Here is a 22,651-nt window from a genome sequence, read left to right on the forward strand (position 1 = left end):
GGCGGCTGAGCCCGCCGCCCGGCGACCGCCCCCGCCCGCAGCCGCCGGGCGCGGTCGCCGGCGTACGGTTCGGCAGGCTCACGCCGGGCTGGCGGCGGCCGATTCGACGGTGCCCGGTGCAGGGGGCAGGAACAGGGCGAAGGTGGTGGGCCGCGCCTGGATCAGCTCGATGCGGGCGCCCTCGGACTCGGCGATGTGGCGGGCCAGGGCGAGGCCCAGACCGGTGCCGTTGCCGCCGGTGACCTCGCGCTCGAAGAGCCGTCCCGCGATGTCCTCGGGCACGCCCGGCCCTTCGTCGCTGACCTCGACCCGCACGGTGCCGCCGCCGTGGACCGTGCGCACGGTGACCGTGCCGGCGCCGTGGCGGCGCGCGTTGTCGACGAGGCTGGACATGATCTGGGTGAGGTCGGTCTCGGGTATGCGGGCCGACAGTCCGCGTTCGCCGGTCAGGACCACGTCGCGGCCCTCCCTGCGCAGGATGGGCGACCACTCCGAGACGAAGCGCCCGAGGGAGTCGTCGAGGGCAACCGCCTCGGCCTCGGCCTGCTGGCTCTTGCGGGCCCTGCCCAGCAGGCTCTCGACCGTGTCGACCAGCCGCTCGGTCTGGGCCAGCGCCGCCTCGCCCTCCTCGCGGACGGTTTCGGGGTTTTCGGCCTCGGCGATGATCTCCTCCAGCCGCATCGACAGCGCGGTCAGCGGTGTGCGCAGTTGGTGGGAGGCGTCGGTGGCGAAGTGCCGTTCCGTGGCGATCAACCCGGCGATCCGCTCGGCGCTGCGGTCGAGCACCTCGGCGACCCGGTCGGCCTCGGAGATGCCGTAGCGGTGCCCCCACGGGGTGACAACGCCCGAGCCCAGCCGCTCGGCGGTCGCGGCCAGGTCGACCAGCGGCAGGGTGAGCCGGCGCGCCTGCAGCATGGCCAGGCCCACTGCAACCCCCATGGCCAGCAGGGACAGCGACGCGATACCCAGCCAGGCGTTGAGGATGTTCTCGCGCACGCGCTCGGTGCCGCGCCAGACCGTGACGGAGTTGCCCGTCGCCGAGGACGCGGTGGCGTGCAGGGTTTCCGAGGCGCCGGGCCCGCGGGGCTCGATCCGCCAGCCGCCGGCGGTGATGACCTCGCCGGTGGCCGCCAGCCTGACCTCGATGTGGCGGTCGGGATGGACCTCGGTGAGCCGTCCCACGTCGACGCGGTTGCGATCCTCTAGCTCGCTGTCGACCTCGGCCGCGATGACCTGGGCTTCCTGCTCCACCTGGCGCTCGGCCTGGCTGCTGACGGTGGTGTAGGTGAGCGCGCCCAGCGGCAGGCCCAGCAGGAGGACCGCGATGACGGTCACCACCAGCGTGGAGAACAGCATCCGCCTGCGCATGTCACACCCCTACTGCCCGGCGGCGGGACGAGCCCGACTAATCGCGTTCAAACCGGAAGCCGACACCCCGCACCGTCGTGATGTAGGACGGCTGGTTCGCGTCGTCGCCGAGCTTGCGGCGCAGCCACGATATGTGCATGTCGAGTGTCTTGGTGGACCCCCACCAGTTGGTGTCCCATACCTCCCGCATTATCTGCTCGCGGGTCACCACCTTTCCGGCGTCGCGCACCAGAACCCGCAGCAGGTCGAACTCCTTGGTGGTCAGTTGCAGCTCGCGGTCGCCGATCCAGGCGCGCCGGGAGTCGTTGTCGATGCGCACACCGTGCACGACCGGAACCTCGGCGCCGCCTCTGCGCAGCAGTGCGCGGACGCGGGCGAGCAGCTCGGCCAGCCGGAACGGCTTGGTGACGTAGTCGTCGGCGCCCGCGTCGAGGCCCACCACGGTATCGACCTCGTCGGCGCGGGCGGTCAGAATCAGTATCGGTGTGCCGTGGCCCTCGGCTCGCAACCGACGGGCCACCTCCAACCCGTCCATTTCGGGCAAGCCGAGATCGAGGACCATCAGATCGATATCGCCGGCGCGGGCGCGGTCGAGGGTCTCATTGCCGTTGACGGTCACCTCGACGGAGTATCCTTCGCGGCGGAGTGCGCGCGCGAGGGGCTCGGAGATCGAAGTATCGTCTTCGGCCAGCAAAACGCAGGTCATAGGGTTGATCGTAAAACGATGGCACGTATTTCCCTATTATGCGCGCCGCAAGGCTCCCGGTTGACCGGAAATACGCCTGCCGCATAACGGACAAAATCCGAAAAACCGCCTGCGAACCAAGAATTCTTTACCGCCGCCTGCGGCGAATTTACCGCCCGGCGAAATCCCGCGGGCCGTATCGGCCCGGTCCGCCGGACCGATCGCGCGGCCCCGCACGCGCCCCCCGGCTCCGGCCGTCAGGAACGCTCGGGTCCCGGCGCGGCAACCTCGGCGCCGGACGCTGCGTTGCCCGCCGCGCCACCGGCCGAATGGGAATCCGCCGGCCGCGGCGCGGGTTCGGCAACCGGCGGCGCCGGAAACACCCATCTGCGGTAGGACCAGAACCGGAACAGCGACCCCAGCCCGACACCGACCACGTTGCCGGCGATGTTCTGCGCCAGCGGGCCGTCGAACCCGAGCAGGTAGACCGACGTGCCAAGGCACCCCAGCTGGATCGCCAGCCCGACCGCGTTGAACACGAAAAACAGGCCGTACTCGCGGGCCAGGCCGGTGCGCGCGCGGTGCCGGAACGTCCAGTACCGGTTGCCGAAGAAGGCCACCACCGTGGCGACCAGCACACCCATCGCCTGGCCCGCCAGCGGCGGAGCGTCCAGCACCAGCCAGCAGAAGTTGGTGGCCGGCACCTGGACCACGTAGGCCGCGCCGCCGACCGTGCCGAACTTGGCCAGCTCGCGGACGAACCGCGGCAGCCAGGACGCGAGCCTGCTCACCGGTTGCACTGGGGGTTTCCGCTCCTTTGGCCGGGTGGTCACTAGAATTCCGTGGGGCGCCGCAGAAGGCGGCTGCCAGCCTACTCCCGCCCTTCGCTGCACCATCAGCGTAGAAGTCGTCAACGAGTTGAGGAACAGTGAGCGAGCAACATCGGCCCGTCCCCCGTGTCGGGATGGTCGGCGGCGGGCAGCTTGCCCGGATGACCCACCAGGCGGGAATCGCGCTGGGCGTGGATTTCCGCGTCCTGGCCGGGTCCCCTGCCGACAGCGCGGCGCGCGTCTGCGGCGACGTCCAACTGGGGGACGACCGGGGGCTCGCCGACCTGCTGGCCTTCGCGAAGTCCTGCGACGTGCTGACCTTCGACCATGAGCACGTGCCCGAACCCGTGCTGCGCGAGGTCGAGGAGACCGGCGCCGCTGTGCGTCCCGGCCGCGCCGCGCTCCAGCACGCCCAGGACAAGCTGCGCATGCGCACCCGTGCCCGCGAGCTGGGCGTGCCGTGCCCCCGCTGGCGCGCGGTGACCGCCATCGGCCAGATCGAGGCGTTCGCCGCCGAGACCGGTTGGCCGATCGTCCTCAAGGCCGCACGCGGCGGCTACGACGGCAAGGGCGTGTGGATCGCCGGCGACCGCGCCGAGGCACTGGCCGTGCTGGAGCGCGCCGACGAGAACGGTGTGTCCCTGCTCGCCGAGGAGAAGGTCGGCTTCCGCCGCGAGCTGGCGGTGCAGGTGGCCCGGTCGCCCTACGGCCAGCTCGCGGTCTACCCGGTCGTTGAGACCGTGCAGCGCGACGGCATCTGCCACGAGGTCATCGCCCCGGCCCCCGGCCTGGACGACGACAAGGCCACCGCCGCCCAGGAGCTGGCCATCGACCTCGCCCACGCCCTGGACGTGGTCGGCGTGCTCGCGGTGGAGCTGTTCGAGACCGCCGGCGGCGTGGTCGTCAACGAGTTGGCGATGCGCCCGCACAACTCCGGGCACTGGACCATGGACGGGGCGCGCACCTCCCAGTTCGAGCAGCACCTGCGCGCGGTGCTCGACCTTCCGCTGGGATCGCCGCGCGCCACCGCTCCCTACACGGTGATGGCCAATGTGCTCGGCGGCGAGGACCCCGACGTCTACGGGCGCTACATCCACGTCATGGCCAAGGACCCCGCGGCCAAGGTGCATTTCTACGGCAAACAGGTGCGCCCGGGCCGCAAGATCGGCCACGTCAACGTGGCGGGCGACGACCCCGCCGACCTGCTTGCCCGCGCCCGCGACGCGGCGTCCTACCTGCGGGGCGACCAGGGCTGAGCCGCGGGTGCGCGGGTGCGCGGGCCTGCGCACCCGCGCGTCCGGGGCTGCAGGTTTCGGCCACTGGACCATTCGCCCATTCGCCCATGCCGCCATGCGGTCGGCGGGGCAGGGAACGGCGGTGGTACCGGGGCGGCGGCTGCGGCCGCCGGCTCTACTGGTCTTCGGCGCCTTCGGCGTACATCGCGCGGAAGGTGACCGGGCCGATGACCCCGTCGACACCGATGCCCCGGTCGCGCTGGAACGCCTTGACCGCCGCGGTGAAGCCGCCGTACCCGGAGGGGGAAGGGCTGAACCCGAGGTGGGTGAGCGAGTGCTCCAGCCCGTTGGCCATCGCATGGCGGGGGTCGCCGGCGCTCATGAGGCCGACGTCGTCGCGGAGCTCCACCCATGTCGCCCCGTCGACCGCGCCGGTGACCGGCAGCCCGCGGTCGCCCTGGTACTGCTCGACGGCGGCGCTCATGTCGTCGTCGAAGGTGACGATCGGTTCCTTCGGGTAATAGCGCTCCTCGGCCAGGATCGCGGCCGCGGCGAGCACGCGGTAGTCCCGGTCGCCTTCCTCCAGCCGCACCCACGGCTGGGCCCGGATGGACTCGGCCACCTCGGGCGGTGTCTGCGCCCCGTCGGCGAGGGCCGCCGGAGCGGTCATCCCACCGCTGCCGAGTGCGATTCCCAGGGCGACTGCGGTTGCGGCTATCCGGCGCTTGGCGGTCAAAGGGGGCCTCCTGCTGCATGGCCGGGGGGTCGGGTTTCGCCGGATGTTAGCCGACGGCCCGCCGCGGTTGCCATGCCGCCGCGCAGCGCGCAGCGCCCCCGGTGGGCGGGTCAGCCCGCCACCGGGCCGGCGGGTTCGAAGCTGCGGCGCAGGGCGTAGGGCTGCAGCTGGCCCAACCCGTGGGCGTGGCGCGCCCGGACCGCCACCACCTGCAGCGACGAATCGTCGCTCAGCAGCTCGGCGAGCGCATCGTCGATCAGGACGGTGCCGGGGCGGGCGAACGAGGTCAGCCGCGAGGAGCGGTTGACCGTGGTACCGAACACGTCGCCGAGCAGCGCCAGCACCGGACCGTAGGCCAGCCCCACCCGCACGTCGGGGACCTCTATGTGGGTCTTGACGCCGTCGGCGAGCTGCAGCGCGATCTCGGCGGCCTGGCCGGCGGTGTTGGCCACGTAGAGGATTTCGTCGCCGAGCGTCTTGACCACGCGCCCGCCGCCGGAGGCCACGATGTCGGTGGCGGTGGACTCGAAACCCTCGACCACCTCGGCGAGTTCGACCTCGTCCAGCTCGCGGCTCAAGGTGGTGAACGAGACCAGGTCGGCGAAGCCCACTGCGAGCGGGAAGTAGGTGGGGGCGGCGTCCTCGCTGCTGCGCAGGAACGCGACCCGCCGCGCAACCGACGCGGCGAGCTGGCGCCGCCAGATGTAGAGCAGCAGGGTCTCGATATCGGGCATGAGCTCCTGGGAGAACCCCACCAGCGGCCCGTGCGGCTCTTGGTCGGTGCCTTTCTCAGGGGCGTGGGAGAGCGTGGACAGGATGCTGGTCTGCCACTCCGCCAACCGGGCCATGGTCTGGCCCATCGCACGGGCCAGCCGGATCGCGGCGTCCTCGTCGAGGATCCCGTTCTTCATCAGCTCGGAGGTGGTGCGCAGCGCTTCGACGTCACCGTCGGTGAAGGCGACGGCGTCGTCGCCGCGTGTGGCAAAGCCCAGCGCCCGCCACACGCGTTTGGTGAACTCGCCGGAGGCCCCGGCCAGCTGCACCGCCTCTTCGCGCGTGTAACGCGCCTCTCCGCCGAGCAGGACGGCTTCGATCTCCGTTGGGTCGGGACGCGACGACATAGGAACTCTCGTGTTGGAGGTGGGTGCTGCGGAGGAGGCGGCGGGGGCCGGGATCGGCCGCGGTCTCCCGCGTATCACTGTCGGTTTAGTACCTGGAACCCATGCACGTCAAGAAACCCGGCTCCCTTTTGACCGGTACCCCCCGGTACCCGCCCGGGTTTCGCACCCGCCGGCGACCGGTCCCCTATGGCCCCGGCCGCAACCGGGCGGCGGCAAAGGGCCCGGTGCTAGCCGCGTCCCAATTCCAAGGTCCAGTACAGGCGCCCGGAGTGCTCGACCACCCCGGTACCGAGTTCGGAGTGCCCGCAGTCCAGCAGGATGCGGCGGTGGCCGGCGCTCGTCCGCCACGCGCGCAGAGTCTGGTCGGCGCTCTGCTGGCCTGCGGCGATCAGCTCGCCCGACCATTGCCGGTAGCCCTTTGCGGCGGCCCGGTCGCCGGGGCCGCCGCCGTCGTTGCCGGTGTGGTCGAGTTCGCCGCGCCGGGCCATGCCGCGGGCGTGGCCGCGCGCGGCCGCGTCGAGCCGGTCGTCGCGGCGCAGCCGCTCGCACCCCGAAGCCGTGTGGACCCGGTTGACCCGGTCGGCCAGCGTGTCGGCGCGGGTCTTGCGGTGGGCGCCGGGCGGTTCGACGTCCGGTGTCGCCGATGCCCCCCGGTCACCGGCGAACACGGCGTCGAACGCGGCACCGGGCTGCACGGGCGCGTGCGGCGGGGGCGGGCCGGCAACGGGCGCCGCCGGCGGTCCGGGATAGGCGGCTGCGCCGGTGCTGCCGGCGGCCGGGCAGAGCAGCAGCGCGCAGCAGGCTCCTGCGAGCAGCGCGGCGGCGCGCCTGCGCAACCGGCCGGCTCCGGTGGGCGGCGCGGCTTCCGGTGGTGGCGGCACCGGCGCCGCGCGGACCTGCGGTGCGGTTGGGTGCGGCATGCGGCGGATCCCCCTTGCGGGTGTGTCGCACCGGGCCCGTTGGGGCGCCCGGTTCAGGCGTCATGGGAAACGTGTCCCGGAACCTGCTTCCGCAACCCTTCGTGCACGATTGACTACATAAAGACTTAGTAGATGACCGTCCCCGGCCGCCCGCTGTTTCCAGCCGGCGGCGATACTCGTGCGGGGTGCGGCGGCGGGGCGCCCACCAGGGCCGTCAGATCTGCTGCGGACGCACGTGTACGACATCGCCCGCACTCAGCGCGTGCACCTTGCCCGTGCCGTCGCGGACGGCCAGGCACCCTTCGGTGTCGACCGCGGTGGCCGTGCCGTGCAGCTCGCGTCCGGCCGGCAGGTGGATCCGGACGCTGCGGCCCAGGGTGCAGCAGCAGGCCGCGTACTCCGCCGCCAAGCCCGACCGGCCGGCGTCGCCGTCGGCGGCGGACCATGCGGCGTACAGGTCGGCGAACTCCTCCAGCAGCGCCACCGCGAGCGCCTCGCGGTCGGCTCCGGGCGCGCCGCACAGCGCAAGCGAGGTGGCGGAGTCGACCGGCAGCTCGCCGCGCTCCTGGGCGACGTTCAACCCGATACCGATGACAACGCCCGCGCCGGTTCCCTTGCCGTTTCCCCCTCCGGCCGCGGAATCCGCAGGTGCCGAAAACGCCGCCTCGGAAAGGATGCCGGCGAGCTTGTGCTCGCTGCCCTGCACCAGGACGTCGTTGGGCCACTTCAGCACCGCGGGCACGCCCGGACCGCCGCGCAGCACCCGCACCGCGGCCACGCCCATGAGCAGCGGCAGCCAGCCCCACCGGGCGGGTGCGGCGGCGGGGCGCACCAGCACCGAGAGGATCAGTGCGGCCCGCGCCGGGGTGGTGAAACCGCGGTCCAGCCGGCCCCGGCCGGCGGTCTGGTTGTCGGTGGCCAGCACCGTGCCCGCGGGTTCGCCGCGCCGGGCGCGGTCGAGCAGCTCGCTGTTGGTGGAGCCGGTTTCGGGCAGCACGTCCACGCGCTGCCACAGGCCGCCGGGGCGGACCAGCGCGGTCTCCAGGGTCCGCCCGCGCAGCGGCGGCCGGTCCGCGCCTCCGGCGGCGCTCCCGCCGTCCTCGGGGAAGCCGGAGGAGCCGGAAGAACCCGCGGCGCCGGAGGCAGGGGGCGTGCCCGGAGAGGCCGGGGAACCGGAGTGGTCTGCGGGAGCGGATGCGCCCGGGTCGCCGGGGGCGGATGGGGTCGGTGTGGCCATGCCTTCATTCAACCGCCCCTGCCCGCCGCCCGCATCCGGCCGGGGCGGCCGCGCGGGTGGGGCGCCCGGTCGCGGGCGACCGGTTCCCCGGACCGCCCGCGACCGCCGCCCGCGGGTGCCGCCAGTGCCGGCCGGAGTCGGCCGGGCCGGATGTCAGCCGGTGTTCTGCAGGCCGGCCGCCACGCCGTTGACCGTGAGCAGCAGCAGCCGCTCCAGGTGCCCGTGGTCCTCCTCAGACCGCTCGTGGTTCTCGTCGCTGCGCAGCGCCTCCAGCGCCCGCAACTGCAGGTGGGACAGCGCGTCGACGTACGGGTTGCGCAGGTCGACGGCGCGCGAGAGCACCCGGCGATTCTCCAGCAGCCGGTCGTGGCCGGTCACCTTGAGCACCAGGTCGCGGGTGCGGTCGTACTCGGCCAGCACCAGCTCGGTCAGCTCGGGCCGCCCGCCCAGCGCCAGATAGCGCTCGGCGATGGTGCGGTCGGTCTTGGCCAGGCTCATCTCGGCGTTGTCCAGCAGCGAGGCGAACAGCGGCCACTCGTTGTAGGCCGCCCGCAACGCGTCCAGGTCGGGTACCGCGGCCAGCCCGGTGCCCAGGCCGAACCAGCCGGGCAGGTTGACGCGGGTCTGGGTCCAGGCGAACACCCACGGGATGGCGCGCAGGTCGTCCAGCCCGCGGGCGGCGCTGCGCCGCGAGGGACGCGACCCCAGCCGCAGCTCGCCCAGTTCCTCCAGCGGGCTGACCCGGGAGAACCACTCGGCGAAGCCCTCGGTGTCGATGAGTTCGCGGTAGGCCCCGTGGGCGGCCTCGGCGACCCCGTCGGCGAGGCCGCGGTACTTGTGCGACGCCTCGCGGGCGCGGTCCTGCACCTGGTCGGTGCTGGCCATCAGGATGGCGTGGCCGACCTGCTCGATGTGGCGGTGGGCGATGGCGTGCCGCCCGTAGCGGGCGAAGATCACCTCGCCCTGCTCGGTCACCTTGAACCGGCCCGCCACCGATCCGGGCGCCTGGGCCAGCAGCGCGCGGCTGGCGGGTCCGCCGCCGCGCCCCAGCGACCCGCCGCGGCCGTGGAACATCGTCATCTGCACGCCGTTGCGTTCGGCCCACGCGGTGAGCTGGGCCTGGGCGTCGTAAAGGCGCAGCGTGGCGCTGACCGGGCCGACGTCCTTGGCGGAGTCGCTGTAGCCGAGCATGACCTCCATGCGGCGGCCGGTCTGCGCCAGGCGCTCCTGCATCCGCGGCAGCGCCAGCATGCCGTCGAGCACGTGCGGCGAGGCCTCCAGGTCGGCGCCGGTCTCGAACAGCGGGACGACGTCGAGCACGGGCGCCTGCCCGCTGGGCATGGCGTAGTCGGCCAGCTCGTAGACGGCGGCGATGTCGTCGGCCGAGCGGGTGAAGCTGACGACGTAGCGGCGGCAGGCCTCGGCACCGAAGCGCTCCTGGATCCAGGCGACGACCCGCAGCGTGGCCAGCACCTCCTGCGTGCGCTCGGAGGGTTCCCGGCCGGCGCGGAGCTCGGCCAGGGCCTGGGCGTGCACCTCGCTGTGCTGGCGGATCTCCAGTTCGGCGAGGTGGAAGCCGAACGTCTCGGCCTGCCAGACCAGGTGCTGGAGCTCGCCGTTGGCTTGGCGCACCGCCCCGGCCTCCGACAGCGATCCCTGCACCCGGCGCAGGTCGGCCAGGAACTCCTGCGGGCCTGCGTAAGCGAGGTCGGCGTTGCGCTCGCGGGTGGCGCGCAGCCGCTCGGCGGCGAACAGCAGCGCCTGGCGGTGCGGTTCGTTGGGCGAGCGCTTGGTGATCTCGGCCATGATCCGCGGATGTCCGGCCTCGCAGGCCGCCAGCGCGTCGCGCAGATCGCCGCTGGCGGGGGTGAGGTTGCCGTAGGCGGTCATGGTGCGGGCGATGCGGCCGCAGGCGTTCTCCAGTGCCCGCAGCACGTGGTCGGCCTGGATGGAGATCGCTTCGCGGGTGATGTCGTGGGTGACGAAGGGGTTGCCGTCGCGGTCGCCGCCGATCCAGCTTCCGTATCGCACGAACGGGCGGGCGCGGGCTGGTTCGCGGCCGGTGCCCTCGGGGTCGATGGCCGCGTCCAGCGCCCGGTAGATCTCCGGGACGACCTGGAAGATGGTCTCGTCAAAGGCCGCAAGTGCGGTGCGGACCTCGTCCAGCGGGTCGAGCTTGGTGTAGCGCAGCTGCGAGGTGCGCCACAGCAGGTCGATCTCCTCCATCAGCCGCCGCTGGGCCTCGGCCTCGGCGGTGCTGCCCGGGTAGGCGGTGTGCAGCCGCTCCAGCTGGCCGCCGACCCGCAGGATCGCGGTCGAGACGGCCCTGCGCCGCGCCTCGGTGGGGTGGGCGGTCAGTACCGGGTGGAACTCCATGCCTTCGACCAGCTCGCGCAGGCCGTCCTCGCCCGCGCTGTCGCGGACGGCGCGCACGGCGGCCGCCAGCGACTCCCGCGGCGGGTTGGCGGCGTCGTCGCGTTCGCGGAGGGCGCGGATGCGCTGGTGCTCTTCGGCGAGGTTGGCCAGGTGGAAGTACACCGTGAATGCGCGCGCCACCTCTTTGGCGCGCTCTAACGGCCAGGAGGCCACCAGTTCGGTGATCTCGTCGCCGCCGACCGAGCCGTCCCGCGCGCCGATCACGGCGCGCCGCAACCGTTCGACGTCGGCGAGCAGGTCCTCTCCGCCGCTTTCGGCCAGGACCGTACCGAGCATCCCGCCGAGGAGCCGCACGTCGCCGCGCAACTGATCGGGCATCTCCTGGCGAGCACTGTCGCGTTCCGCGCTTACCGCTGTCATGTGGACGACCCTACCCAGATTGGTCTGAACCATTGTTGAACGGGGACCATAACTCCGGCGTCGCCGCCGCCCCCGGCCGGGTACCCGTTCGGGATCCGCGCGTATGGCGCTCCCGCGACGAACGGGGTCGCCCGGCTGCCTGCCTGGGTGGCCGGCGTCCGCCGGAGTGACTCCCTGTTCGGGCCCACTCTTCACGAGACGGCAGCGGAGCGGTTGGAAGCCCGGCTACAGGAACCGCCGCGAGCGCGCGGCCCGTCAGTGGAGACCGTCCGGCTTCGGGCCCGCATGTATACGACCGCGCGGCCGGCGGTCCACCGTCCCTTCCCCACGTCGGCCGCGGGGTTCTACAGGACCGTGTCAGTCCAGCGGGAGCGCGTAGGTCCCCATGCCGTTCACCGCGGCCACGCGTCCCTCGTCTGTTCGGTCCGGATCCGGCCACGGTCTAGGTCATTTACCAGCGAGTAACTCCGGGGGACCCGGACACGCGGTCCCGTTGCGCGGCTATCGTGAGGTTCCATGGCCACCGAAGCCCCTGAACCACTGCCCGCGGCCGACATCGACATCCACACGACAGCGGGCAAGCTCGCCGATCTGCAGCGCCGCCGATACGAGGCCGTGCACGCCGGCTCCGAGCGTGCCATCGAGAAGCAGCACGCCAAAGGCAGGTGGACCGCGCGCGAGCGCGTCGACGCACTGCTCGACCCGGGATCGTTCGTGGAGTTCGACGCCTTGGCGCGGCACCGCTCCACCAACTTCGGACTCGACTCCAACCGCCCCAACGGCGACGGTGTCGTCACCGGCCACGGCACGGTCGACGGCCGCCCCGTCGCGGTGTTCAGCCAGGACGTCACCGTCTTCGGCGGCTCGCTCGGCGAGGTCTACGGCGAGAAGATCGTGAAGGTCCTCGACCACGCCCTGAAGACCGGCTGCCCGGTCGTGGGCATCAACGAGGGCGGCGGCGCGCGCATCCAGGAGGGTGTGGTCGCGCTGGGCCTCTACGGCGAGATCTTCAAGCGCAACACCCGGGCCTCCGGCGTCATCCCGCAGATCTCGCTGATCATGGGCGCGGCGGCGGGCGGGCACGTCTACTCCCCCGCCCTGACCGACTTCGTCGTCATGGTCGACCAAAGCTCGCAGATGTTCATCACCGGCCCCGACGTCATCAAGACGGTCACCGGCGAGGACGTCACGATGGAGGACCTGGGCGGCGCCCGCGCGCACAACGCCAAGTCCGGTGCGGCCCACTACATGGGCGCCGACGAGCAGGACGCGCTGGACTACGTCCGCGACCTGCTGTCGTACCTGCCCGCCAACAACCTGGAGGACCCGCCGCTGCAGGAGGGCCCGGGCGAGGACGGCATCACAGCGGCCGACCTGGAGCTGGACACCTTTGTGCCCGACTCCGCCAACCAGCCCTACGACATGCACCGGGTCATCGAGCACACCCTCGACGACGGCGCCTTCCTGGAGGTCCACGCCCAATTCGCCACCAACCTGGTGGTCGGCTACGGGCGCGTCGAGGGCCGCCCGGTGGGCGTGGTCGCCAACCAGCCGATGAGCCTGGCCGGGTGCCTCGACATCGACGCCTCCGAGAAAGCGGCCCGGTTCGTGCGCACCTGCGACGCCTTCAACGTCCCGGTGCTGACGTTCGTGGACGTCCCCGGTTTTCTGCCGGGCACCGACCAGGAGTGGAACGGCATCATCCGCCGCGGCGCCAAGCTCATCTACGCCTACGCCGAGGCCACCGTCCCGCTGGTCACGGTCATCACGCGCAAGGCCTACGGCGGCGCCTACGACGTGATGGGCTCCAAGCACCTGGGCGCCGACATCAACCTGGCCTGGCCCACTGCCCAGATCGCGGTCATGGGCGCCCAGGGCGCGGTCAACATCCTGCACCGGCGGACCCTGGCGGCCGCCGACGACACCGAGACCGAGCGCGCGCGGCTCATCCAGGACTACGAGGACACGCTGCTCAACCCGTACTCCGCCGCCGAGCGCGGCTACATCGACGGGGTCATCCTGCCCTCCGAGACCCGCACTTCGGTGGCCAAGGCGCTGCGGTCGCTGGAGAACAAGCGCGAACAGCACCCGCCCAAGAAGCACGGGAACATCCCGCTGTGAAGCGCTCCGGAAACGGCGGGCGGGCAGGGCTCGGGCCATCCGCGCCGGGGCGCGCAGCGCGTCCGTTGCGGTCCGAGCCGAGCAACGAGCCGAGGGACGAGAGGGCGTCATGACCACCGACCATCCGTCCGGGCCCGCACCCGCACCGTTCCTGCGGGTGGTGCGGGGCGACCCCAGCCCCGAGGAGGCCGCGGCGCTGGTCGCGGCGCTGACCGCCCGCGCGCGCGCTGTGCAGGCCGCGCGCGCGGCCCGGCAGCCGCAGCCCAGGTCGGGCTGGCGCGACCGGTCGCGGCTGCTGCGCCGCCCGCCCGCCCCCGGCCCCGGAGCCTGGCGCGCCGCCTACCACCCGGACTGAACCCCCTGTTTTTCCCCAGTCCCAGGCGGCTTCGACCCCGCAGCCGTCCGCCGCTCCCTAGACTTGTCACAAAACCGGCGCCGCCCCCGCAGGCACCGGACCAGGAGGAATTCCACCGTGCGCAAAGTTCTGATCGCCAACCGGGGCGAGATCGCGGTCCGCATCGCGCGCGCCTGCCGCGACTCCGCCATCGCCAGCGTCGCCGTCTACGCCGAACCCGACCTGGACTCCCTGCACGCCAAGGTCGCCGACGAGGCCTACGCCCTCGGCGGGCAGACCCCCGCCGACAGCTACCTCGATTTCGGCAAGATCCTGGCGGTGGCCGAACGCACCGGTGCCGACGCCGTGCACCCCGGTTACGGGTTCCTCGCCGAAAACGCCGACTTCGCCCAAGCGGTCATCGACGCCGGGCTGACCTGGATCGGGCCGCCGCCCGCGGCGATCAGGTCGCTGGGCGACAAGGTCGCCGCCCGCCACATCGCGCAGAAGGTGGGCGCGCCGCTGGTCGCCGGCACCTCCGATCCGGTCAGCGGATCCGACGAAGTCCTGGCCTTCGCCCGCGAGCACGGGCTGCCCATCGCGATCAAGGCGGCCTTCGGCGGCGGCGGGCGCGGCCTCAAGGTCGCCCGCACGCTGGACGAGGTCCCCGATGCCTACGACTCCGCGGTGCGCGAGGCCGTTTCGGCGTTCGGCCGCGGCGAGTGCTTCGTTGAGCGCTACCTCGACCGCCCCCGCCACGTCGAGACCCAGTGCCTGGCCGATGGCCACGGCAACGTGGTCGTGGTCTCCACCCGCGACTGCTCGCTGCAGCGGCGCCACCAGAAACTGGTCGAGGAGGCCCCGGCGCCGTTCCTGACGGCCGAGCAGGAGAAGCTGCTGTACTCCTCGTCCAAGGCCATCCTGGCCGAGGCCGGCTACGTGGGCGCGGGCACCTGCGAGTTCCTGGTGGGCACCGACGGCACCGTGTCCTTCCTTGAGGTCAACACCCGGCTGCAGGTCGAGCACCCGGTCACCGAGGAGGTATCGGGGATCGACCTGGTCCGCGAGATGTTCCGGGTCGCCGACGGCGAGGAACTGGGCTACGGCGACCCCGCTCTGCGCGGGCACTCAGTCGAGTTCCGCATCAACGCCGAGGACGCCGGCAGCAACTTCATGCCCGCCCCGGGCACCATCACCGCGCTGAACCTGCCGAGCGGCCCGGGCGTGCGGGTCGACACCGGCTGCGAGGCCGGGTTCACCGTGCCCCAGGCCTTCGACTCCATGGTGGCCAAGCTGATCGTCACCGGCCGCACGCGCACCGAGGCGCTGGAGCGTTCGCGCCGGGCGCTGGCGGAGTTCGAGGTCGGCGGGATGCCCACGGTCATCCCGTTCCACCTGGCCGTCATCGACGACCCGGCCTTTGCCCCGGCCGACCCAGCGGCCCCGTTCTCGGTGTACACCCGCTGGATCGAGACCGAGTTCGACAACACCATCGCCCCCTACTCGGGCACGGCCGAGCCCGCCGCACCCGGCGAGCGCGAACCGATCACAGTCGAGGTCGGCGGCAAACGCCTCGAAGTCGTCCTGCCCGCGGGCCTGGGCGCCGCCGCCGGCGACCCGGCCGGTGCGGCCGGTGCCGGCACCCGCAACCCGGCCGGACGCGCTGCGCGCCGCGGCACCCGCACCGGCGGCACCACTTCCGCGGCCGGCGGCGACTCGCTGGTGTCGCCGATGCAGGGCACCGTGGTCAAGGTCGTGGCCGAGGACGGCCAGGAGGTCGCCGAAGGCGATCCCGTGGTCGTCATCGAGGCGATGAAGATGGAGCAGCCGCTTACCGCACACAAGTCCGGCGTGATCACGGGCCTGTCGGTCGCCGCGGGCGACGGTCTGAGCAACGGCGGCGTGGTCTGCGAGATCAAGGACGCTTAAGCCCTGTTTAATAGACCCTGATCGATCGGGTCTGCCCGCATGCCGGTGCCCTGTGCAGCAGCGAGACCCCCGGGTGGACCGATCACCCTGAAGAAGCCGACCCGCACGGAGCCACTGATGACGCACCGGCCATGGCGGCCGGTGCGTCCGGGGACCAGGGCGGACACGGGCCCGCTCGGCGGCCTTGCCCGCAGCCGACCGCAGGTGGCCTGGGGCTGAAAAGCAGCGGCAACGCCCGCGGGCGGCCGGCGCGCGCGGTCACCGGTCCCACCGCAAGCGGCGGGCGCGCGGTCACCGACCCTGCAGAAATGCCCCGAATACAACGCTAAGACCGGCAATTCCGCATGATCAGCAACGGGAAACCGACATAACGGGCGCACAGCCACCCTGTAATCCGACACAACGGGCACACGCGCGCCCGCCCGGCCCGACCGCCGCCCTCGGTGCCGCTTTTCCGTGCAGGCCACAAGGCCGCACAGCGGAGCGAAGTCAAAGCCCTTGCCGCACCGGCAGCGACCGCACGCACAACATCGACTCCCGAGAGTGACAAATTCGGGCGCAAATGTGATCCGTGTGGCATTCGTCCCCAATCGGGGAATAACTCGGCGGTGGCCTCCATTGTGCTTGTTCGTGACCAACCTTTGGGGCCTGACCGTGCGCCGGCACATCGATCTGTGCCGTGTCGCCTCCCAGGCGTGTCGGCGTACCTGACACGCCCACCAGCCTGTTCCCGCGCGCAGGCTCTGTGCCGACCGCGCCTGTTGTCCCCGACGTGCCCGCCACCAGCCGGGCACCGGTTACGTCCTGATTCAGGAGTCACCCCGTGCTATCCGCACTGCGGCGCATACCCTTCGCCGTCCAAGTCCTCGCCGCCCTCGCCATCGGCATCGCCCTGGGTGTGGTCGCCCGGCAGATGGGCGGCACGGCCGACGATCCCAACTGGCTCGCGCTGACACTCGACACCATCGGCTCCACATTCGTGACGCTGCTGCGCACGATCGTGCCGCCGCTGATCGTGCTGGCGGTCATCTCCTCCATCGCCAACCTGCGCAACACCTCCAACGCCGCCCGCCTCGCCGGGCAGACCCTGCTGTGGTTCGCCATCACCGCGCTGATCGCGGTCGCCATCGGCATCGGGCTGGGCCTGCTCTTCCAGCCGGGCGTCAACAGCGGTGTGGACGCCGGGGCCGCTGAGGCCCCCGACGCCGGGTCGCAGGGCTCGTGGCTGGCGTTCCTGGAAAGCATCGTCCCGGTCAACTTCCTCGGCGTGACGGCCAGCACCTCCGAAGAGGCCGGCGCGCTGACCACCAGCCTGGACTTCAACGCGCTGCAGCTCATCGTCATCGCGATCGCGATCGGAATCGCCGCGGTGCGCGTCGGGTCGGCGGCCGAACCGTTCCTGGCCTTCACCCGCTCGGCGCTGAACGTGGTGCTGAAGGTGCTGTGGTGGGTCATCCGCCTGGCCCCGCTGGGCACCGCCGGCCTGCTCGGCAACGCGGTCTACAGCTACGGCTGGACCACCGTGGGCGCCCTGGGCAGGTTCGCGCTGGCGATCTACGTGGGCCTGGCCCTGGTGATGTTCGTCGTGTACCCGCTGCTGGCCCGCCTGCACGGCCTGTCCCCGCTGAAGTTCTTCACCGGCGTGTGGCCCGCGGTGCAGTTGGGCTTCGTCTCGCGCTCCTCGATGGGCACCATGCCGGTGACCGAGCGGGTGGCCGAGACCAACTTCGGTGTGCCGCGGCACTACGCGTCCTTCGCAGTCCCATTCGGCGCCACCACCAAGATGGACGGTTGCGCCGCGATCTACCCCGCAATCGCCGCGATCTTCGTGTCGCAGTTCTACGGCGTGCCGCTGGGTGTGACCGACTTCCTGCTCATCGTGTTCGTCTCGGTGATCGGTTCGGCCGCCACCGCCGGCACCACCGGTGCCACGGTCATGCTCACCCTGACCCTGTCGACGGTGGGGCTGCCGCTGGAGGGCGTGGGCCTGCTGCTGGCGGTCGACCCGATCCTGGACATGGGCCGCACCGCCACCAACGTGGCCGGCCAGGCGTTCGTGCCGGCGCTGGTGGCCAAGCGCGAGAAGATCATGGACGTGGCGCGGTTCCACGCCCCGCGCGGCCTGGGCGGTTTCGTCTCCCCTGAGCCCGGAGCCGACCTGGAGACGGAGACCGCGGCCGGCAAGACCACCGCGGCCGAGGACGGTGCCGGCGGTTCGGACGGCGGCGCCGACACGCAGGCGCGCGACGCCGATGACTCCGGCGGCGAACCCGCCGGAGCGGCGGCCGCACCTGCTGCCGGACCCGCCGGCGGATCGGGCTCTTCGGCCTGACCCCCCAGCGACCCGCTGACTTGTTCCACGGGCGGCCCGCCACAGCGGCGGGCCGCCCGTAGTCTTGGGTCTAAAGCCGCCTGTTCTGGGAACCTTCCAGCCGACCCGTTCGTCTGTACGGATGAGGGAGGCGAGAGGAACGATCATGTTGCGCCGCTTGGTAGTACCCGCCCTGCTCGCCGCAGGGCTCACCGCTATGGCAGTGGCACCGGCCAGCGCCGACACTGCCCCCGCGTCGAACGAGGTCGTCGACGCGCTGCGAAACGACAACGTCTATGTCGACCCCGAGATAACGACCGACCAGCTGCCCCAGGCCGAACGGGACACCCTGGCCGACGCTGCCGACTCCGCTGCCAACCCCACCTACTACGTGGTGCTCTCGGACGGCACGCTGAACTCCGAAGCCAGCGTCAACAGCTTCCTTGAAGACATCCAGCCCCAGGTCGGCGACGGCACCTACGCCGTTCTCGCCGGCTCCCAGGAGCTGATCGTCAACTCGACCGAGCTGAGCTCCTCGGAGAACCAGGCGCTTGAGGAGGATCTGCTCGCGGCCAACGAGGGCCAGATCGACACTCTCGTCGCCGTGCCCGAGACCGTCGAGGAACAGCAGTCCGCCGACGCCGCCTCCGGCGTCTTCGGTGCGATGCTGCTGGGCCTGCTGGCGCTTGCCGTGGTCGGCGGCGGTTTCTTCCTCTACCGCGGGAAGAAGCGCCGCGACGAACAGCAGGCCAAGGAACTCGCCGAGATCAAGCAGATGGCCAACGAGGACGTCGTGCGCTTGGGCGAGGACATCGCCCAGCTCGAACTCGACGTCTCAAAGGTCGACGAGGCCACGCGTACCGACTACACGCACGCGATGGACTCCTACGACCGCGCCAAGGCCACGCTCGACTCCATCCGCGAGCCCGACCAGGTGCAGCAGGTCACCAACGCGCTTGAGGACGGCCGCTACTACATGGTCGCCACCCGCGCCCGGATGAACGGCGAGCCGGTGCCCGAACGGCGCCAGCCCTGCTTCTTCAACCCGCAGCACGGGCCCTCGCAGCAGGACGTCATGTGGTCGCCCCCGGGCGGCACCGGCCGGTCCGTTCCCGCCTGCCCCTCGTGCGCACAGGCCGTGCTCTCCAACCGCGACCCCGATGTCCGGATGGTCGAGGTCGACGGCAACCGCAGGCCCTACTACGACGCCGGTCCGGCCTACGCCCCCTACGCGGGCGGCTACTTCGGCATGGACATGATGATGGGCATGTTCACCGGCATGATGATGGGCTCGATGATGGGGTCCATGATGGGCGGCGGCATGATGGGCGCCGGCATGGGCGACATGGGCGGCGGCGACATGGGTGGCGGCGACTTCGGCGGAGGCGGCGATTTCGGCGGCTTCGGCGGCGGCGACTTCGGCGGGTTCGACTTCTAGTCGGCCGGATCCGCCTCCGCGCTCGCGCTCTCCCCATCCCATTGCATGGGCAGCAACGAACAGCAGATACGAACAGCATGCGCGAACAACGGCCCCGGCGCAGCGCCGGGGCCGTTGCCGTTTCCGCACCCCGGTGCGCCGCCCGCCCCGGGCGGGCGGCGCACCGGGGTGCGGGAAGCTACTCGGGCGAGCCTTGCATCAGCGAGCGGGCGGCCTCGGTGATGCTGCCCGACATCGACGGGTACACCGCGAAGGTGTGCGCGAGGTCGTCGACGGTCAAGCGCTGCTGCACGGCCACCGACACCGCCAGGATAAGTTCGCTGGCGCGCGGGCCGACGATGACCCCGCCCATCACGATCCCGGTGTGCCGGCGGCAGATCAGCTTGACGAACCCGTCCTGGCTGTTGGTCATCTTCGCCCGCGGGTTGGTGTCCAGCGGCAGGTTGACCACCCGCGCGTCGATCCGGCCGCTGCGCACGTCCTCCTCGGTGGCCCCCACCGACGCCAGTTCGGGGTGGGTGAACACGGTCGCGGCCACCGTCGACAGTTTCAGCGGCGATACCGCCTCGCCCAGCGCGTGCCACATCGCGATGCGGCCCTGCATGGCCGCCACCGACGCGAGCATGTTCACCCCGGTGCAGTCGCCCGCGGCGTAGACGCCCGGCGCGGAGGTGCGCGAAACCCGGTCGACCTGGATGAATCCGCCGTCGTCGAGGCGCACACCGGCCTCGTCCAGCCCGATTCCGCCCGTGTTCGGGATCATGCCGACCGTCATCAGGCAGTGGCTGCCCTCGACCGTGCGGCCGTCGGAAAGGGTGACCACCACCCCGTTGCCGGTGTTGGTGACCGACTCGGCGCGGGTCTTGCTCAGCACGGTCATGCCCAGGCGCTGGAACACGCCCTGCAGCACCTCGGCGGCGTCGGGGTCCTGGGCGGGCATCACGCGCTCGCGCGAGGAGATCAGCGTGACCTCGGCGCCCAGCCCTTGGTAGGCGTTGGCGAACTCGGCGCCGGTGACACCCGAGCCCACCACGATGAGCTTCTCCGGCAGGGTCTCCAGGTCGTAGAGGTGGCGCCAGGTGAGGATGCGGTCGCCGTCGGGCTTGGCCGACGGCAGTTCGCGCGGGTGGGCGCCGGTGGCGACCAGGACGACGTCGGCGCTGATGCGCCGGTCGCCGACCGCGACGATGCCGGGATCGACCAGGCGGGCTTCGCCGGGGATGACCTCGACGCCCTCCTTGATCACCCGCGCTGCGGTGTCGTCGGACTGGGCCTGGGCCAGGCGCTTCACGCGGGCGTTGACCGTCTGCAGGTCGACCGAGACGTCGGGGCGGCCCTCGGTTGCCGAGATGTCGATCCCGAGCTCGGCGGCCTCCTTGACATAAGTGGAGCGCACAGAGGTCGCGATGAGGGTCTTGGAGGGGACGCAGTCCGTGAGGACGCAGGCGCCGCCGATCCCGTCGCGGTCCACGATAGTCACGTCCGCACCGAGTTGGGCGGCGACCAGGGCCGCTTCATAGCCCCCCGGCCCGCCACCGATGATCACGACCTTGCTCACGTCTGCTTCACTCCTTCTGGCGGGCGCGTGTCGCTGCGCCGCTGCCTTGTGGGCCTGCGCCTGGAATGTCTCTCCTCTGCCGTCTACCCATTGTCCGCCATGCCGGGCGGCGGAAATCTCAACGGGGGCGAGCCCCGGTGCTTAGCATGGTCGCCGTGGCCCTCTATGCCGCTTACGGCTGCAATCTCGATCCCGAGCAGATGGCGGGGCGCGCTACGCGCTCTCCGCTGTGGGGCACGGGCTGGCTGGAGGGCTGGCGGCTGACCTTCGGCGGCGCTTCCGGGCCGTGGGGCGGCGCGCTGGCGACCATCGCCGAGCAGGCCGGGGCGAGCGTCTTCGCGGCCCTCTACGATGTGCCCGAATGCGACGAAGCCCACGTCGACCAGTGCGCCGGCGCCGCGTTCGGCCTCTACACCCGTATCCGTGTCAGGGCGAGCACGCTGCTGGACGGCGATACCGCCGCCTGGACCCACGTGCTCAACGACTACGAAGGCGGGCTGCCTTCGGCGCTGTACCTGGCCATGCTCGCCGACGCGGCCGAAAACGCCGGTGCGCCCCCGTTCTACCTCGCCGACCTGCGCTCGCGCCCCTGCACACCGGCGCGGCCCTGAGCTGCGGGCGAGGTCGTTTGGGCGAACCGGTGGGCGCCGGGCGGGCGCGCCCGCGTCCGGATGCGCGCGCGGCGCTAGCAGTTCACCCCCGTTCCGGACGTATTTGAACACCCTGCGTTGCGTTCCGAATCAAGATGATTACTCAGGGGTACTCTCCGGAGATGTGAGCGAATCCACGCAAGTGCGCCCAACGACCAAGACCGCCCAGGCCAAACAACTGGCCGTCCAGGCGGCCGACGAACTGAAAGCCCGCACCGGTGCCACCGCCTTCGACGCCATGGTCATCCTCGGCTCGGGGTGGACGGGCGCGGCCGAGACCCTGGGCAGCTCCGATGTCCAGCTCGACATGACCGACCTGCCCGGTTTCGTGGCGCCCACGGCAGCCGGCCACGGCTCCACCGTGCGCAGCTGCTGGGTCGGCAACAAGCGGGTCGCGGTGTTCTCCGGCCGCACCCACCTCTACGAGGAGCACGACCCGATGCGCATCGCGCACGCGGTGCGCACCGGTATCTCGGCCGGAGCCTCGACCGTCGTGCTCACCGGCGCGGCCGGGTCGCTGCGCGCCGACTTCGCGGTGGGCCAGCCGGTCGTGCTGCGCGACCACATCAACCTGACCTCGACCTCGCCGCTGTCGGGGCCGGACTTCGTCGACCTCACCGAGGCCTACAGTCCCCGGCTGCGCGCGCTGGTGCACGACACCGATCACACGCTGGCCGAGGGGGTCTACGCCTCGCTGCTGGGACCGCAGTTCCAGACCCCCGCTGAGCTGGGCATGCTGCGGATGGCAGGAGCCGACCTGGTGGGGCGTTCGATGGCACTGGAGACCATCGCCGCCGTTGAGATGGACGCCGAGGTGCTCGGACTGTCGGTGGTGAGCAACGACGCCATGGGGGCTGTCTTTGAGCGGTTCGACTCGCTCAAGGCGCTGGACGTGATCCAGCAGCGCGCGCAGCGGCTGGGCGGCCTGCTCAACGCGGCGCTGCTGCGCATCTGACCCGATCGCAGCGGCGGGCGCACCCGCAACACGCTCACAGGTTCCGGGGTTCCCGGGTTTTCAGGTTCATCGGACCGGATGTGCGCACCCGGCGGCTTCCGCGCAGAGCCGCCGGGTGCGCACTTTTTCCGGTGGAACACGGGTTCCGCTGCCGATGCCGGGCGCCGGCGCCCGCGTGGCGAGCAGCCTGCCGAGCCCCGGAAGGCCCGGAAGGGTGGCGCCGGCACCCGAACACCGGTGATGCGGCGCTGGGCGGGATCCCCGCAGATCCCGTGGCGAGCCCGGCCGCGTTTTCCAGTGGTGCATCGCGCCGCCGAGGTGCGGGCGCCCGGTCCCCGCGACCGGGTGGTCCCGCACGGACACGGGTGGCGATCCGTGCCGGCGGCGCGCCTCTATTCAGTTGACCCATGCCGCCCAACCCGGCCGC

At 71.8% G+C, this 22,651-nt stretch carries 18 protein-coding genes; 9 read left to right on the plus strand and 9 right to left on the minus strand.

The genetic code is table 11. The features are described 5' to 3' along the window. Nucleotides 1–78: 78 nt before the first annotated feature. The 3 genes from ACYVD5_RS23550 to ACYVD5_RS23560 all read right to left on the minus strand — a co-directional run bounded on the left by ACYVD5_RS23550 (nt 79) and on the right by ACYVD5_RS23560 (nt 2,853). Nucleotides 79–1,368 carry a sensor histidine kinase gene (locus tag ACYVD5_RS23550; protein ID WP_461003312.1) on the minus strand — a complete coding sequence of 430 codons (1,290 nt, stop codon included), beginning with the start codon at nt 1,366–1,368 and terminating at the stop codon, nt 79–81. 37 nt (nt 1,369–1,405) lie between these two features. Next, nucleotides 1,406–2,074 (minus strand): response regulator transcription factor, encoded by a 669-nt coding sequence (locus tag ACYVD5_RS23555; RefSeq protein ID WP_461003313.1) that lies wholly within the window; start codon nt 2,072–2,074, stop codon nt 1,406–1,408. Nucleotides 2,075–2,310: 236 nt separating this feature from the next. Then, a complete protein-coding gene (locus tag ACYVD5_RS23560) occupies nt 2,311–2,853 on the minus strand; it encodes a GtrA family protein (RefSeq protein ID WP_461003314.1) in 543 nt (180 codons plus the stop codon). Between the two features lie 128 nt (nt 2,854–2,981). Here ACYVD5_RS23560 and ACYVD5_RS23565 point away from each other — a divergent pair, with 128 nt between their 5' ends. Then, on the plus strand, nt 2,982–4,139 hold the full coding sequence (locus ACYVD5_RS23565) for a 5-(carboxyamino)imidazole ribonucleotide synthase (protein ID WP_461003315.1): 1,158 nt from the start codon (nt 2,982–2,984) through the stop codon (nt 4,137–4,139). Nucleotides 4,140–4,293: 154 nt separating this feature from the next. Here ACYVD5_RS23565 and ACYVD5_RS23570 read toward each other — a convergent pair whose 3' ends face one another. The 5 genes from ACYVD5_RS23570 to ACYVD5_RS23590 form a co-directional block, all read right to left on the minus strand. Further along, nucleotides 4,294–4,854, minus strand: coding sequence for a peptidoglycan-binding domain-containing protein (locus ACYVD5_RS23570; RefSeq protein ID WP_461003316.1), 561 nt, complete (start codon nt 4,852–4,854; stop codon nt 4,294–4,296). Nucleotides 4,855–4,964: 110 nt separating this feature from the next. Beyond that, on the minus strand, nt 4,965–5,975 hold the full coding sequence (locus ACYVD5_RS23575) for an adenylate/guanylate cyclase domain-containing protein (RefSeq protein WP_461003317.1): 1,011 nt from the start codon (nt 5,973–5,975) through the stop codon (nt 4,965–4,967). 227 nt (nt 5,976–6,202) lie between these two features. Continuing rightward, the gene (locus tag ACYVD5_RS23580) at nt 6,203–6,895 is read right to left on the minus strand and encodes a CAP domain-containing protein (protein ID WP_461003318.1); all 693 of its coding nucleotides are present in this window, start codon (nt 6,893–6,895) and stop codon (nt 6,203–6,205) included. A 214-nt stretch (nt 6,896–7,109) separates the two neighbouring features. Continuing rightward, complete coding sequence (locus ACYVD5_RS23585) at nt 7,110–8,132, minus strand: biotin--[acetyl-CoA-carboxylase] ligase (RefSeq protein ID WP_461003319.1); 1,023 nt, start codon at nt 8,130–8,132, stop codon at nt 7,110–7,112. A 153-nt stretch (nt 8,133–8,285) separates the two neighbouring features. Further along, on the minus strand, nt 8,286–10,886 hold the full coding sequence (locus ACYVD5_RS23590) for a phosphoenolpyruvate carboxylase (RefSeq protein WP_461003343.1): 2,601 nt from the start codon (nt 10,884–10,886) through the stop codon (nt 8,286–8,288). A gap of 558 nt (nt 10,887–11,444) precedes the next feature. On the opposite strand from ACYVD5_RS23590, the gene ACYVD5_RS23595 reads away from it, so the two are divergent. The 6 genes from ACYVD5_RS23595 to ACYVD5_RS23620 all read left to right on the plus strand — a co-directional run bounded on the left by ACYVD5_RS23595 (nt 11,445) and on the right by ACYVD5_RS23620 (nt 19,061). Continuing rightward, nucleotides 11,445–13,049 (plus strand): acyl-CoA carboxylase subunit beta, encoded by a 1,605-nt coding sequence (locus ACYVD5_RS23595; RefSeq protein WP_461003320.1) that lies wholly within the window; start codon nt 11,445–11,447, stop codon nt 13,047–13,049. A 109-nt stretch (nt 13,050–13,158) separates the two neighbouring features. Beyond that, nucleotides 13,159–13,404: an acyl-CoA carboxylase subunit epsilon gene (locus ACYVD5_RS23600; protein ID WP_461003321.1), complete on the plus strand. Its 246-nt coding sequence runs from the start codon at nt 13,159–13,161 to the stop codon at nt 13,402–13,404. 117 nt (nt 13,405–13,521) lie between these two features. After that, the gene (locus ACYVD5_RS23605; protein ID WP_461003322.1) at nt 13,522–15,312 is read left to right on the plus strand and encodes an acetyl/propionyl/methylcrotonyl-CoA carboxylase subunit alpha; all 1,791 of its coding nucleotides are present in this window, start codon (nt 13,522–13,524) and stop codon (nt 15,310–15,312) included. Nucleotides 15,313–15,942: 630 nt separating this feature from the next. Continuing rightward, nucleotides 15,943–16,023, plus strand: coding sequence for a putative leader peptide (locus tag ACYVD5_RS23610; protein WP_461003344.1), 81 nt, complete (start codon nt 15,943–15,945; stop codon nt 16,021–16,023). Nucleotides 16,024–16,135: 112 nt separating this feature from the next. Beyond that, nucleotides 16,136–17,644 (plus strand): dicarboxylate/amino acid:cation symporter, encoded by a 1,509-nt coding sequence (locus tag ACYVD5_RS23615; protein ID WP_461003323.1) that lies wholly within the window; start codon nt 16,136–16,138, stop codon nt 17,642–17,644. A 145-nt stretch (nt 17,645–17,789) separates the two neighbouring features. After that, nucleotides 17,790–19,061, plus strand: a complete 1,272-nt coding sequence (locus ACYVD5_RS23620) for a chemotaxis protein CheA (RefSeq protein ID WP_461003324.1) — start codon at nt 17,790–17,792, stop codon at nt 19,059–19,061. 178 nt (nt 19,062–19,239) lie between these two features. Here ACYVD5_RS23620 and ACYVD5_RS23625 read toward each other — a convergent pair whose 3' ends face one another. Then, on the minus strand, nt 19,240–20,619 hold the full coding sequence (locus tag ACYVD5_RS23625) for an NAD(P)H-quinone dehydrogenase (protein WP_461003325.1): 1,380 nt from the start codon (nt 20,617–20,619) through the stop codon (nt 19,240–19,242). A gap of 146 nt (nt 20,620–20,765) precedes the next feature. On the opposite strand from ACYVD5_RS23625, the gene ACYVD5_RS23630 reads away from it, so the two are divergent. Continuing rightward, on the plus strand, nt 20,766–21,230 hold the full coding sequence (locus ACYVD5_RS23630; protein WP_461003326.1) for a gamma-glutamylcyclotransferase: 465 nt from the start codon (nt 20,766–20,768) through the stop codon (nt 21,228–21,230). A gap of 163 nt (nt 21,231–21,393) precedes the next feature. After that, nucleotides 21,394–22,224, plus strand: a complete 831-nt coding sequence (locus tag ACYVD5_RS23635) for a purine-nucleoside phosphorylase (RefSeq protein ID WP_461003327.1) — start codon at nt 21,394–21,396, stop codon at nt 22,222–22,224. Nucleotides 22,225–22,651 lie beyond the last annotated feature (427 nt).

Source organism: Streptomonospora sediminis, assembly GCF_054778995.1.

What these genes read in the sequence shown, in the direction of transcription:
- ACYVD5_RS23550 (WP_461003312.1), bottom strand. Translation starts at nt 1,368, where the DNA reads ATGCGCAGGCGGATGCTGTTCTCCACGCTGGTGGTGACCGTCATCGCG.
- ACYVD5_RS23620 (WP_461003324.1), top strand. Translation starts at nt 17,790, where the DNA reads ATGTTGCGCCGCTTGGTAGTACCCGCCCTGCTCGCCGCAGGGCTCACC.
- ACYVD5_RS23590 (WP_461003343.1), bottom strand. Translation starts at nt 10,886, where the DNA reads ATGCCCGATCAGTTGCGCGGCGACGTGCGGCTCCTCGGCGGGATGCTC.
- ACYVD5_RS23555 (WP_461003313.1), bottom strand. Translation starts at nt 2,074, where the DNA reads ATGACCTGCGTTTTGCTGGCCGAAGACGATACTTCGATCTCCGAGCCC.
- ACYVD5_RS23595 (WP_461003320.1), top strand. Translation starts at nt 11,445, where the DNA reads ATGGCCACCGAAGCCCCTGAACCACTGCCCGCGGCCGACATCGACATC.
- ACYVD5_RS23575 (WP_461003317.1), bottom strand. Translation starts at nt 5,975, where the DNA reads ATGTCGTCGCGTCCCGACCCAACGGAGATCGAAGCCGTCCTGCTCGGC.
- ACYVD5_RS23630 (WP_461003326.1), top strand. Translation starts at nt 20,766, where the DNA reads ATGGTCGCCGTGGCCCTCTATGCCGCTTACGGCTGCAATCTCGATCCC.
- ACYVD5_RS23585 (WP_461003319.1), bottom strand. Translation starts at nt 8,132, where the DNA reads ATGGCCACACCGACCCCATCCGCCCCCGGCGACCCGGGCGCATCCGCT.
- ACYVD5_RS23600 (WP_461003321.1), top strand. Translation starts at nt 13,159, where the DNA reads ATGACCACCGACCATCCGTCCGGGCCCGCACCCGCACCGTTCCTGCGG.
- ACYVD5_RS23580 (WP_461003318.1), bottom strand. Translation starts at nt 6,895, where the DNA reads ATGCCGCACCCAACCGCACCGCAGGTCCGCGCGGCGCCGGTGCCGCCA.